This window comes from Lysobacter sp. ISL-50 (assembly GCF_018612875.1).
Taxonomy (GTDB): domain Bacteria; phylum Pseudomonadota; class Gammaproteobacteria; order Xanthomonadales; family Xanthomonadaceae; genus Lysobacter.
The window spans coordinates 120,191-133,177 of the sequence record NZ_JAGGRI010000020.1 but is presented as its reverse complement, the minus strand read 5'-3'; the positions used below and the strand labels follow the sequence as shown (position 1 = coordinate 133,177).

Annotated in this window: 12 protein-coding genes; 8 read left to right on the top strand and 4 right to left on the bottom strand. The window is 67.4% G+C overall.

The features are described from left to right. Nucleotides 1-49: 49 nt before the first annotated feature. The 8 genes from J7J50_RS13120 to J7J50_RS13085 all read left to right on the top strand — a co-directional run bounded on the left by J7J50_RS13120 (nucleotide 50) and on the right by J7J50_RS13085 (nucleotide 8,476). Nucleotides 50-1,363 (top strand): Gfo/Idh/MocA family oxidoreductase, encoded by a 1,314-nt coding sequence (locus J7J50_RS13120; RefSeq protein ID WP_215058562.1) that lies wholly within the window; start codon nucleotides 50-52, stop codon nucleotides 1,361-1,363. An 11-nt stretch (nucleotides 1,364-1,374) separates the two neighbouring features. After that, nucleotides 1,375-2,178 (top strand): ThuA domain-containing protein, encoded by an 804-nt coding sequence (locus J7J50_RS13115; RefSeq protein ID WP_215058561.1) that lies wholly within the window; start codon nucleotides 1,375-1,377, stop codon nucleotides 2,176-2,178. Then, on the top strand, nucleotides 2,160-3,308 hold the full coding sequence (locus J7J50_RS13110; RefSeq protein ID WP_215058560.1) for an FAD:protein FMN transferase: 1,149 nt from the start codon (nucleotides 2,160-2,162) through the stop codon (nucleotides 3,306-3,308). Before J7J50_RS13115 ends, J7J50_RS13110 begins: the two co-directional genes overlap by 19 nt. After that, a complete protein-coding gene (locus J7J50_RS13105; protein WP_215058559.1) occupies nucleotides 3,305-4,033 on the top strand; it encodes a DUF1080 domain-containing protein in 729 nt (242 codons plus the stop codon). The genes J7J50_RS13110 and J7J50_RS13105 overlap by 4 nt, the downstream gene beginning before the upstream one ends. Nucleotides 4,034-4,114: 81 nt before the next feature. Further along, entirely contained in the window at nucleotides 4,115-5,353 is a 1,239-nt protein-coding gene (locus J7J50_RS13100) for a nucleoside permease (RefSeq protein WP_215058558.1), read from the top strand. Beyond that, nucleotides 5,350-6,525, top strand: coding sequence for a Gfo/Idh/MocA family oxidoreductase (locus tag J7J50_RS13095; protein WP_215058557.1), 1,176 nt, complete (start codon nucleotides 5,350-5,352; stop codon nucleotides 6,523-6,525). Before J7J50_RS13100 ends, J7J50_RS13095 begins: the two co-directional genes overlap by 4 nt. A 10-nt stretch (nucleotides 6,526-6,535) precedes the next feature. Then, the gene (locus tag J7J50_RS13090) at nucleotides 6,536-7,498 is read left to right on the top strand and encodes a sugar phosphate isomerase/epimerase (protein ID WP_215058556.1); all 963 of its coding nucleotides are present in this window, start codon (nucleotides 6,536-6,538) and stop codon (nucleotides 7,496-7,498) included. A gap of 51 nt (nucleotides 7,499-7,549) precedes the next feature. Next, complete coding sequence (locus tag J7J50_RS13085; protein WP_215058555.1) at nucleotides 7,550-8,476, top strand: TIM barrel protein; 927 nt, start codon at nucleotides 7,550-7,552, stop codon at nucleotides 8,474-8,476. 44 nt (nucleotides 8,477-8,520) lie between these two features. Here J7J50_RS13085 and J7J50_RS13080 read toward each other — a convergent pair whose 3' ends face one another. The 4 genes from J7J50_RS13080 to paoA all read right to left on the bottom strand — a co-directional run bounded on the left by J7J50_RS13080 (nucleotide 8,521) and on the right by paoA (nucleotide 12,775). After that, nucleotides 8,521-8,916, bottom strand: coding sequence for a RidA family protein (locus J7J50_RS13080; protein WP_215058554.1), 396 nt, complete (start codon nucleotides 8,914-8,916; stop codon nucleotides 8,521-8,523). A 76-nt stretch (nucleotides 8,917-8,992) separates the two neighbouring features. Continuing rightward, entirely contained in the window at nucleotides 8,993-11,191 is a 2,199-nt protein-coding gene (gene paoC, locus J7J50_RS13075; protein ID WP_215058553.1) for an aldehyde oxidoreductase molybdenum-binding subunit PaoC, read from the bottom strand. Between the two features lie 4 nt (nucleotides 11,192-11,195). Further along, on the bottom strand, nucleotides 11,196-12,146 hold the full coding sequence (locus J7J50_RS13070; RefSeq protein WP_215058552.1) for a xanthine dehydrogenase family protein subunit M: 951 nt from the start codon (nucleotides 12,144-12,146) through the stop codon (nucleotides 11,196-11,198). Continuing rightward, the gene (paoA, locus tag J7J50_RS13065) at nucleotides 12,143-12,775 is read right to left on the bottom strand and encodes an aldehyde dehydrogenase iron-sulfur subunit PaoA (RefSeq protein WP_215058727.1); all 633 of its coding nucleotides are present in this window, start codon (nucleotides 12,773-12,775) and stop codon (nucleotides 12,143-12,145) included. The genes J7J50_RS13070 and paoA overlap by 4 nt, the downstream gene beginning before the upstream one ends. Between the last annotated feature and the right edge of the window lie 212 nt (nucleotides 12,776-12,987).

Below are 12,987 nucleotides of genomic sequence, written 5' to 3'. Positions count from 1 at the left end.
CGAATGCGCGGACCGACAAACCCCAACGCAACCCACATGGAAAGGCACCATGACCGACGAACGCAACCGCGACGCAACGCCTCCCTTCGATCCGCTGCGCCGCGAGTTCCTGCAACGAGGCGCCGGCACCGCCGCCGCGGTCGGCCTGGCCTCCGTGTTCGGCAGCGCCTATGCCGGCGGCAGCGACGAAATCCGCGTGGGCCTGATCGGCGCCGGCGGCCGCGGTACCGGCGCGCTGCGCAACGTCCTGGAAGCCGCGCCCGGCGTGCGCGTGGTCGCCATCGGCGATGTGTTCCCGGAGCAGTTGGGCAAGAGCATCGCCGCGATCGAAGCCAAGCTCGGCAAGCCGATCGGCGTACCGCCCGAACGTCAGTTCTCCGGGCTCGATGCCTACAAGAAGGTCATCGCCCAGGACATCAACTACGTCATCCTGGCCAGTCCGCCGGCGTTCCGGCCCGAGCATCTCAAGGCGGCGATCGAAGCCGGCAAGCATGTCTTCACCGAGAAGCCCATCGCCGTCGATTCTCCCGGCGTGCGCCAGGTGCTGGCGCTGTCCGACATCGCCGACGGCAAGGGCCTGAAGATCGCCGCCGGCACGCAGCGCCGGCATCAGGCCGGCTACCTCGATACGATCAAACGCATCCACGACGGCGCCATCGGCGAAATCGTCGCCGCCCGCGCGTACTGGAACCAGGGCGGCCTGTGGCATGTCGACCGCAAGCCGGGCTGGAGCGACGGCGAATGGATGCTGCGCAACTGGCTGTACTTCAACTGGCTGGCCGGCGACATCATCGTCGAACAGCACATCCACAACATGGACGTCGTCAACTGGGCGATGAACGCGCATCCGGCCAGCGCGGTGAGCCTGGCGGGCCGGCAAGTGCGCACCGACTCGGTGTTCGGCAATGTGTACGACCATTTCGCCACCGATTTCGAATACGAAAGCGGCGCGCACATGATCAGCATGTGCAGGCAGATGGACGGCTGCGCCAACAATATCTCCGAAGCGCTGGTCGGCACGCGCGGCAACTCGCGCGTGGACCAGCACGTCATCACCGGCGCCAATGCCTGGAAGCGCGACTCGCGCCTGGCCGAGAGCGATATCGATCCGTATGTGCAAGAGCACGCCGACCTGATCGCGGCGATCCGCGGCGGCAAGCCGCTCAACGAGCTCAAGCAGGTTTCGGAAGCCACCCTGACCGCGATCATGGGACGCATGGCCGGTTACAGCGGCGGCCGCGTCACCTGGGAGGACGCGCTCAATTCGCAGGAATCGCTGGCGCCAGCGCCGTTCACCCTGAGCGGCCCGATCGCGGTGCCGGTCGTGGCCATGCCCGGCCGAACCGGCGACAAGCAGGCATGACGGCGCGGCCCATGACGACGGCTTCGTTATCGATGGGTCCTTCGCGCAGGCCGGTCGCGGCCTGCGGTCTGTTCGCGGTGCTGTTTCTCGTAGCCTGCTGCTTTCCCGCCGCCGCGGCGCCCAGCGACCGCGCGGGCAAAGCCGTGCCTTCGGTGCTCTACTTCACCTACTCATCGGGCTACAAGCACGAAGTCGTTCCCGAGTCCGAGCAGGTGCTGGTCAAGCTCGGCGAGGACTCCGGCCGCTTCCGCGTGACCGTCAGCCACGACCCGGCGGTCATCGACGCCGCGCAGCTGGCGCGCTACGACGCCGTCGTGTTCTACACCACCGGCGAACTGCCGATCGACGCGCGGCAGAAGCGCGACCTGCTGGCCTTCGTCGAAGGCGGCAAGGGCTTCGTCGGTATTCACAGCGCCAGCGACACCTTCTATCAGTGGCCGCAGTACGGCCGGATGGTCGGCGGCTATTTCGACGAACACCCGTGGAACCAGGAGATCACGGTCAAGGTCGAGGATCGCAGCCATCCCGCCACGCGTGGCCTGGGTAAGAGTTTCGTCATCGCCGACGAGATCTATCAGTTCAAGGACTGGTCGCGCGGCGACGTGCACGTGCTGCTGAGCCTGGACACCGGGTCGGTCGATCTGAAGCATCCCAAGGTCCATCGCCAGGACGGCGATTTCGCCCTGGCCTGGACGCGCACGCAGGGCAAGGGCCGGGTGTTCTATTCCGCGCTCGGCCATCGCCCGGAAGTCTGGCGCGATCCGCGTTTCCAGGGGCTGCTGCTCGGCGGGCTGGAATGGGTGCTGGCCAAGTGAAGCGCTCGCTGGCCGCGTTCGCGTTCTTCGCCGCGCTGTCGGCAACAATGTTCGCGGCGCGTGCGCAGACGCCGCTCGCGCGCTACCAGCGCAGCGAAGCGCACATGGGCACGCAGACCCGCATCGTGCTGTACGCCGCCGATGCGGCGAGCGCCGAGCGGGCGATGCGCGCCGGTTTCGCCCGCATCGCGCAACTCGACCTGGAACTCAGCGATTACCGCGAAGACAGCGGCCTGATGCGCCTGGCCGCGCAGGCCGGCGGCGGCGACATCGCGGTCGGCGAGGATCTGTTCCGCGTGCTGCAGGCCGGCCAGGACGTGGCCGAGCGCTCCGGCGGCGCCTTCGACGTCACCCAGGGTGCGCTCACCCGCTTGTGGCGCAGCGCACGCAAGCTCAGCGAATTGCCGCGCAGCGAACGCATCGAACGCGCGCGCGCGAACGGCGGCTATCGCTATCTGCATCTGGATGCGCAGGCGCGCACCGTCCGCATCGACCGGCCCGGCATCGGCCTGGATGTCGGCGGAATCGCCAAGGGCTACGCGGCCGACGAAGCCCTGGCGGCGATTACCAGGCAAGGCGTGACACGCGCGTTGGTCGCGCTGGGCGGAGACATCGCGGTGTCCGACGCGCCGCCGGGCGCTCCGGGCTGGCGCGTGAGCATCGCGCCGTTGGCGCCCGTGCAAGCCCAGGCACAAACTCGCGAACCGACCGCGCAGACGACGCTGTACCTGCGCCATGCCGCCGTCTCCACCGCCGGCGATGCCGAGCAATGGTTCGAGGCAGACGGGCGGCGCTATTCGCACCTGATCGATCCGCGCAGCGGCTGGCCGATGCAGGGCCGCAGCGCGACCACGGTGATCGCGCGCCGCGGCATCGACGCCGACGGCCTGGATACCGCCGCCGCCCTGCTCGGTCCGAGCGACGGCGCGCGGCTGGTCGAATCGATGCCGGGCGCAGCCATGCGCATGGAGCGGGACGATCCGCTCGCGAATGCGACCGAGGTACGTGCTTCGACCGGCTGGCCGCGCCAGAATCGTTCGCTGTACGACGGCGCCGCAACCCTTCATGACCGCGCTACCGCCGCGGCCACCGCTCGCCCTCTCCCGTCGACCTCATCGAGCCCGCCATGATCCGATCCGCCCATCTCCCATCATTCCTGCCGCCCATGGCGCTGTGCGTCTTGCTGGCGTGCGCCAGCAACGCAGGCGCCGCCCGGCCCGCGGCGAGCAACAGCCTGAGCGCCGCCGAACGTCGCGAAGGGTTCGTGTCGCTGTTCGACGGCCGCTCGCTGCAGGGCTGGCACGGCTACGGCAAGGCCGGGCAACCGGTGCAGGGATGGAAGGCCGAGGACGGCGCGCTGGTGCGCATTGCCGAAGGCGGCGATCTGGTCAGCGACAAGCCGTACGGCGATTTCGAATTGCGCATCGACTGGAAGATATCGCCCGGCGGCAACAGCGGCATCTTCTATCGCGGCACCGAGTCGGAACCGCAGATCTACCGCAGCGCGATCGAGTACCAGGTGCTCGACAACGACCATCATCCCGACGGCAAGAACGGGCGCGACCGCTGGGCCTCGGCGCTGTACGGCCTGTATCCGCCGACCAAGGTCACGACCCATCCGGTCGGCGAATGGAACCAGACCCGCATCCTTGTGCGCGGCGACCACGTCGAACATTGGCTCAACGGCGAGAAAGTGGTCGAATGCACGCTGGGTTCGGCGGATTGGAAGGCGCGCGTGGCGGCGAGCAAGTTCAAGGACTGGCCGGCCTTCGGTGTCGCCCGCAGCGGCGTCATCGGCCTGCAGGATCACGGCGACCAAGTCAGCTACCGCAACATCCGCATTCGCGAGCTTTGATGTTCAAGAAAGCACAGATCCACCCGCAACAGTGATCGCAAGGCTCGACGCCCTCCTCCACTCCAGCGCCACGGGAACGCCATGACCGCATCCATCCGCATCCGCCTGTCGGTCATGATGTTCCTGCAGTACTTCGCCTGGGGCGCGTGGACGGTCACGATGGGCACCTATCTGCTGCAGGCCATGAAATTCAGCGGCGAACAGACCGGCCTGGCCTACGGCACCTCGGCCATCGCGGCGATCGTCTCGCCGCTGTTCGTGGGTCTGGTGGTGGATCGCTGGTTCGCCAGCCAGCGCGCTCTGGCGGTGTTGTTCCTGCTCAGCGCGGCCACGCTGTACTACGCCTCGCTGCAAACGAGCTTCGTGCCGTTCTATGCGGCCCTGCTGCTGCACATGCTGTGCTTCATGCCGACCATCGCGCTCAGCAACGCGGTCGCATTCCGCCACATGGACAATCCGCAGCAGCAATTCCCCGGCGTGCGCGTGCTCGGCACGATCGGCTGGATCGCCGCCGGCTGGCTGGTCGGGTATGTGCTCCACGCCGAAAACAGCGCGGTCCAGTTCCTGGTCTCGGTGATCGCCCTGGTGGTGCTGGGCCTGTTCTCGCTGGCGTTGCCGCATACCCCGCCGCTGCCGCGGGCGCAGGACGCGGCGCGTCCGGGCTTGCGCGACTTCCTGGGGCTGGACGCGCTGCAGCTGATGCGCAATCGCTCGTTCGCGGTGTTCATGATCGGCTCGCTGCTGGTCTGCATCCCGCTGCAGTTCTATTACGCCTTCACCAACGGCTTTCTCAACGAGATCGGCGTGTCCAACGCCGCCGGCAAGATGACCTTCGGGCAGATGTCCGAGATCGCCTTCATGTTGGCGATGCCCTTGTTTTTCCGCCGCCTGGGCATCAAGGCGATGCTGCTGATCGGCATGGCCGCGTGGGCGGCGCGTTATCTGCTGTTCGCCGGCGGCGACAGCGGCCAGCTGATGTGGATGCTGTACCTGGGCATCCTGCTGCACGGCGTGTGCTACGACTTCTTCTTCGTCAGCGGCCAGATCTATGTCGACCGCGAGGCGCCGGCGCATCTGCGCGCCTCCGCGCAGGGCTTTCTGACCCTGGTGACCTGGGGCGTGGGCATGTTGATCGGCTCATGGCTGTCGGGCAAAGCGGTCGATGCCTATCGCATCGCCGGCGATGCCGGCCTGCACGACTGGTCGCGGATCTGGCTGATCCCCGCCGTCGGCGCGGCCGCGGTCTTCGTCGTGTTCGCCTTGTTCTTCCGCGACCGCGCACCGCGACCCTCGGCCGGCCAGGGAGCGTCCGCACCATGAGAACGTTGCGCGCAGGCCTGGTCGGCGCGGGCTTTATCGGCCCCTGGCACGTCGACGCGATCCGGCGCCTGGGCCATGTCGAAATCGCCGCGCTCGCCGGCAGCGACCTGCCGCGCGCTCAGGCGCGCGCGCGCGAACTGGCGATTCCGCAGGCCTATGCCGACTGGCGCAGTCTCGTTGAAGATCCGCGCATCGATGTGGTCCACATCGCCACGCCCAACCGCCTGCACTACCCCATCGCCCTGGCGGCGATCGCCAACGGCAAGCACGTGGTCTGCGACAAGCCGCTCGCCGATACCGTCGAGCAAGCGCGGGAACTGCTGGCGGCGGCACGCGCCGCCGGCGTCTTCCACGCGGTGACCTTCAACTATCGCGGCAATCCGCTGGTGCAGCAGGCGCGCGCCGCCATCGCCGCGGGCCAGATCGGGAAACCGCATCTCGTGCACGGCCAATATCTGCAGGACTGGTTGCTGCACGACAGCGACTGGTCCTGGCGCCTGGAACCGGATCAGCCCGGCGCCTCGCTGGCCTTGGCCGACATCGGTTCGCACTGGTGCGATCTGGCCGAACACGTCGCCGGCCTGCGCATCGCGCAAGTATTGGCCGATCCGGTCACGGTGGTGCCGCGCCGGCGCAAGCCCGCGCATTCCACCGGCAGCTTCACGGCCGCCGGTGCCGGCGACGACGCGCAATGGGTCGAGATGGCCAGCGAGGACATGGCGACCGTGTTGCTGCGTTTCGACAACGGTGCGCGCGGCAGCCTGACGGTCGGCCAGGTCTGCGCGGGCCATAAGAACGATCTGGTACTGGAAATCTGCGCGGCCGCGGGTTCGATGAAATGGCGCCAGGAAGCGCAGAACGAATTGTGGATCGGCCACCGCGACCGCGCCAACGAACTGCTGCAGAAAGACCCCGGCCTGCTGTTGCCGGAAGCCCGGCCGTATGCGCGCCTGCCCGGCGGCCACCAGGAATCCTGGAGCGACGCGTTCTGCAATCTGATGCGCGACATCTACGCATCGATCGCCGGCTGGCCCGACACCGGCGCCGCCCTGCCGCCCACGGTGGCGACCTTCCACGACGCGCTGCGCGTGCAGTGCACGATCGACGCCATGCTCGACAGCGCCGCCCGCGGCGGCGTGTGGACGTCGGTCGCCGCGTTCCCCGACCCTTGAGGACCATCGCATGAAACTCGGCGTCTTCACTCCATTGTTCGCCAAGCTGAGTCTTGAGCAGATGCTACGCAAGGTGCAGGCCGCCGGCCTGGACGCGGTCGAACTCGGCGCCGGCGGCTTTCCCGGCGCCGATCACCTCGATGTCGAAGGCCTGCTCGCCTCGACCGATCGAGCGCACGATTTCCGCACGCTGGTCGCCGATCACGGCCTGATCGTCAGCGCGCTGTCGTGCCATGGCAATCCGCTGCATCCCAATCCCGACATCGCCCAGCGCGACGACGCCATCCTGCGCCGCACCGTGCGTCTGGCCGAACGCCTTCAAGTGCCGGTGGTGATCACCTTCTCCGGTTGCCCCGGCGACAGCGACACCGCGCGCATCCCCAACTGGATCACCTCGCCGTGGCCGCCGGAGATGCTGCAGACGCTGGAATGGCAGTGGAACGAAAAGGCGATTCCGTATTGGCGCGATGCCACCGCCCATGCGCGCGAGCACGGCATCCGCATCGCCCTGGAGCCGCATCCGAACTTCATCGTGCACAACGCGGACACGGCGCTGCGCCTGCGCGCGGCGGCCGGCGATCATCTCGGCGTCAACCTCGATCCCAGCCATATGCTGTGGCGGGGCGTCGACATGCCGCAGGCGATCCGCGCACTGGGCCCGGCGATTTTCCACTTCCATGCCAAGGACGTGGCCCTGGACCGCGCCAACACCGCCGTCAACGGCGTGATCGACGGCAGGTCTTATCGCGACATCGCGCAACGCGCGTGGAGCTTCCGCTCGGTCGGGCATGGGCACGATCTGCTGGTGTGGAAACAGATCATGCAGGCCTTGCGCGTCGCCGGTTACGACTATGTGGTGAGCCTGGAGCACGAGGACGCGCTGATGTCGACCGAGCAAGGGTTCCAGACCGCCATCGACACGCTGAAGCTGGCGTTGCTGCGCGACCCGCCCGACGAGCCGTGGTGGACCTGAGCCGCCGCGCCTGCCCGCATCGCCCGAACCGCTCACCGACAGGACCCGCCCATGCAACGACGCGCCTTCCTCCAATCCACCGCCGCCGCTGCGGCCGCCACCGTGCTGCCTTCGATGGCGGCGGTTGCTGCAAAACCGGCGGCGCATGCGCCCGCCCCGGACTTCAAGCTCAAATACGCCCCGCACCTGGGCATGTTCGAAGCCTCGGCCGGCAAGGACCCGATCGCGCAGATTCGCTACATGGCCCAGGCCGGCTTCAAGGCGTTCGAAGACAACGAACTGATGCAACGCCCGGTGGCCCTGCAGGAACGCATCGGCGAGACCCTCGCCGGCAACGGCATGACCATGGGCGTGTTCGTGATCGATGCCGGAGATAACTGGAAGGTGTCCTACACCACCGGCAAGAAGGAGTTCCGCGAGGCTTTCGTCAAGACCTGCCGCGAGGCCGTGGCGACGGCCAAGCGCGTGAACGCGAAATGGATGACCATCGTGCCCGGCTTCTTCGAGGCCAAGTTGCCCGTGGATATCCAGACCGGCCACGTGATCGACGCGATCCGCGCCGGCGCCGAGGTGATCGAGCCGCACGGCCTGATCATGGTGATGGAACCGCTGAGCGACCGGCCCGAGCTGTTCCTGCGCACGTCCGCGCAGGCCTATGCCATCGCCCGCGCCGTCGACAGCCCGGCCTGCAAGATCCTCTACGACATCTATCACTTGCAGCGCAACGAAGGCAATCTGATCCACCACATCGACCTGGCCTGGGACGAAATCGCCTACTTCCAGATCGGCGACGTCCCGGGCCGCAAGGAACCGGGCACCGGCGAGATCAACTACCGCAACATCTTCGCCTACATCCATGAGCGCATGCACAAGGAAGGCCGGGACTTCGTGTTCGGCATGGAACACGGCAACGCCTCCCCCGGGGTCGAGGGCGAGCAGCGTTTGATCGCAGCTTATCGACGCAGCGACGACTTCTGACTTGGCTTCGGCTTCGTTGAGCGCAGAAAGTCTCGGCGACGCGGTCAATCAATGACCGCGATCGCATCGACCTCGATCAGATAGCCCGGGGACAGCGACGCTACGCCGAGCACCACGTCGGCCGGCTTGTGATCGCCGAACAGCGTCTTCCGGGCTGCTTCGATAATCGGCAGGCAGGCGTCGCGTTCGTAATTGACGACGTAGATCGTGATTCTCGCGACCTGCTCGGGCCCGGCGCCGGCGGCGGCCAGCGCACGGCCGAGATTGGCATAGACCTGACGCGCCTGAACCGCCAGATCGCCCGGGCCCACGAGATTTCCGTCGATGTCTTCCGGCTCCTGGCCCGAGACGAATACCAGCTTGCTTCCGGTCGCGACGACGACCTGTGTGTAGCTTTGCTGCGGCGGCAGATCGATGGGGTTGATGCATTTGAGCGTCATGGATTGCGTCTTCTCTTGGCGGTTGCGGAAACCCGATGGTTGAGCCGACCCGCCGGCAACTCGCGCGTAAGCGATATCAGCCCATCTCGGGAAGATGCGGCAGCAGCTTGTCCAGGGTGATCGGATACTCGCGCACGCGGATGCCGGTGGCGTTGTGGATGGCGTTGGCGATGGCGGCGCTTACGCCGCACAGGCCCAGTTCGCCCACGCCCTTGGCTTTCATCGGCGACGACTTGTCGTCGGCCTCATCGAGGAAAATCACTTCCTGGTGCGGCACGTCGGCGTGCACGGCCACTTCGTAACCGGCCAGATCGTGATTGACGAAGAAGCCCAGGCGCTTGTCCACCGCCAGTTCTTCCGACAGCGCGCCGCCGATGCCCATGGTCATCGCGCCGATCACCTGGCTTCGGGCCTGCTTGGGATTGAGGATGCGGCCGGCCGCGCACACCGCCAGCATGCGGCGGATGCGCGATTCGCCGGTGGCGATGTCCACGCCGACTTCGACGAAGTGCGCGGCGAAGGTCGATTGCTGGAACTTCTTCGCCAGATCGCCGAACTCGATGCTGTCTTCCACCACCACCTCGCCGGACTCGGCGGCCTTGGCCAGCGAAACGCTGCGGCCGTCGACGCTGACCTTGCCGTCGGCGAAGGCGGCTTTTTCCGGGTCGAAGCCCAGCTTGGCGGCGACGACCTGGCGTAATTTCATGCAGGCGGCATAGACGCCGGCCGTGGAACTGTTGGCGCCCCACTGCCCACCCGAGCCCGCCGCGACCGGGAAATCCGAATCGCCCAGCCGCACGACCACCTTGTCCAGCGGCACGCCCATCATCTCCGCGGCGGTCTGGCCGATGATGGTGTAGGTACCCGTGCCGATGTCGGTCATGTCGGTTTCCACCGTGACCTTGCCGTCGGCGCCGAGGCGCACGCGGGCGCCGGATTTCATCGTCAGGTTGTTGCGGAACCCCGCCGCCATCCCCATGCCCACCAGCCAGCGGCCGTCGCGCACGCTGCCGTGCTTCGCATTGCGCTTGCTCCAGCCGAAGCGTTCGGCGCCGGTGCGCAGGCATTGCACCAGCTGGCGCTGCGAGAACGGGCGCTCGGGTTTTTCCGGATCCACCTGGGTGTCGTTGCGGATGCGGAACTCCACCGGGTCCATGCCCAGCTTGTCCGCCATTTCGTCCATGGCGATTTCCAGCGCCATCAATCCCGGCGCTTCGCCGGGCGCGCGCATCGCGTTGGCTTCGGGCAGGTCCAGCGTGGCCAGCCGCGCCCGGATCATGCGATTGGCGCCGGCATACAGCAGCCGTGTCTGCTGGACCGCGTTCTCAAGACCGCCGCCCGGCAGATCGCCGGACCAGCTTTCGTGACCGATGGCGGTGATCGTGCCGTCCTTCGCCGCGCCGATGCGGATGCGCTGGATGGTGGCCGGACGATGCGTGGTGTTGTTGGCGATCAGCGGCCGCGGCAGCGCGACCTTGACCGGCCGTCCCGCCGCGCGCGCGCCCAGCGCCGCGAGCGCGGCGTCGGAACGCACGAACAGCTTGCCGCCGAAGCCACCGCCGATAAACGGCGAGACCAGACGGACGTTTTCCTTCGGGATGCCCAGGGTCTTGGCGACATCGCCGCGGCCCCAGGCGATCATCTGGTTGGACGTCCACAGCGTGAGCTTGTCGCCGTCCCAGGCGGCGATGGACGCGTGCGGCTCCATCATCGCGTGCGACTGATCGGGCGTGGTGTAAGTGGCATCCAGTTGCACCGGCGCGGAGGCGAACGCGCCGGCGAAATCGCCGACGGCGATGTCGGGTTGCTCGCGCTCGGAAATCACCGCCGATTTCTTGGCCTCGGTCAGATCGAACGCGCCACCCGTGCGATCGTAGCGAATGCGCACCAGACCGGCGGCGGCACGCGCCTGTTCGAAGGTTTCCGCCACCACCAGCGCGACCGCCTGGTGGTAGTGCTGAATCGCCGGGCCGCCGAGCAGCTTGGCGGTGTTGAAGTCGCCCTTGGTCAGTTTTCCGGCGTTGGCGGCGGTCACGATGGCGAGCACGCCCGGCGCCTTGCGCGCGGCGTCCAGGTCCATCGACATGATGCTGCCCTTGGCGATGCCGGCGCCGATGACATGGCCGTAGGCCGCGTTGGGCACCGCTTCGTGCTGCTCGTAGGCGTAAGGCGCGGTGCCGGTGGTCTTCAGCGGGCCATCGATGCGGTCGAGCGGCTTGCCGACCACTTTGAGCTGATCGATGGGATTGCGCGTGGCGGGGGTATCGAACTTCATGGCATCACTCCTTCGCCTGCGCCAGCACCGCGGCGAGCGTGCGCTCGGCCAGCAGCAGTTTGAAGCCGTTGTGTTCGGTGGGCTTGGCGCCGGCGAACAGCCGCTCGGTCACCGCCTTGGCGCCTTTGGGAAGCTCCGATTCGGCGGCTTCGCTGCGCCAGGGCGCGTAGGCGACGCCGCCGACCGCGATGCGGCCCGTGCCGTCGCGCTGGATCACCGCGGCGATCGACACCAATGCGAACGCGTACGAGGCCCGGTCGCGGACCTTGCGATAGATATGAGTGCCCTCGACCGGCTTGGGCAGCGTGACCGAGGTGATCAACTCGCCCTTGCCCAGCACCGTATCGAGGTGCGGCGTATTGGCCGGAGCGCGATAGAACTGCGCGAGCGGAATGCTGCGTTCGACGCCGTCCGCCTGCACCGTCTGCACCGTGGCATCCAGGGCGCGCATGGCCACGACCATGTCGCTGGGGTGGGTCGCGATGCAGGCCTCGCTGCCGCCGATCACGGCCAACTGGCGGTTGACGCCGCCCAGCGCGGCGCAACCGCTGCCGGGATTGCGTTTGTTGCAGCGCTGATGGGTGTCGTAGAAATACGGGCAGCGCGTGCGTTGCAGCAGGTTGCCCGCGGTCGTGGCCTTGTTGCGCAGTTGCCCGGAGGCGCCGGCGACGAGCGCGCGCGACACCAGCGCATAGTCGCGGCGGATACGCGCATCGGAAGCCAGATCGGTATTGCGCACCAGCGCGCCGATCTTCAGCCCGCCCTCGGGCGTGGGCTCGATCGTGTCCAGCTTGAGCGGATTGACGTCGATCAGGTGCGCGGGCGTCTCCACTTCCAGCTTCATCAGGTCCAGCAGGTTGGTCCCGCCGGCAATGAATCGGGCGCCGAGCTTGCTGGCGGCCGCGGCGGCGGCTTGCGCCGGCGAGGACGCGCGCTCGTAGGTGAAGGCCTTCATGCGGATCTCCCGGCGACTTCGGCGATCGCATCGACGATGTTGGAGTACGCGCCGCAGCGGCAGATGTTGCCGCTCATGCGCTCGCGGATTTCCTCGGCGCTGACCTTGGGCCGCGCGGTCAGTGTTTCGCTGACCAGACTCGGCACCCCGCTCTTGATCTCGCCCAGCATCGCCACCGCCGAGCAGATCTGGCCGGGCGTGCAATAGCCGCACTGATAGCCGTCGTGCTTGATGAAGGCGGCCTGCATCGGATGCAGCTTCCGCGGCGTGCCCAGGCCTTCGATGGTGGTGATGCGGTCGCCCTCGTGCATCACCGCCAGGCTCAGGCAGGCGTTGATGCGCCGGCCATCGACCATCACCGTGCAGGCGCCGCACTGGCCGTGGTCGCAGCCCTTCTTGGTGCCGGTCAGGTGCAAGTGCTCGCGCAAGGCATCCAGCAGGCTGGTTCGCGTGTCCAGTTCGAGCGTCTCGGGCTTGCCGTTGACCTCGAACGCCACTGTCGCCATCACCGGCGGCAGCGGCGGATCGTCTTGCGGCGCCGCGAACGCCACCGAGGGCGCGGCGATGGCGGTGGCCGATGCGGCACCGGCCTTGAGCAGTTCCCTACGCGTGATACCGAGTTTGAGCAAGCTGTCCACGCACGCGGCTCCTTCTAGGCTAGCGATAGCTGGCATAACAGACAGAAGAATAAAATCATGAACGCAGGACGCGTTCGATCGGGCGTCCGCTCGGAGCGGTCGCGAAGAACGGTTCGATACTAGCGCAGGTCGGGCCCGATCTTGAGACGAAGCGCTGAGACCTGTGCGCACCATCGTGCGCCAGCCTCACTGTCATTTCCGTG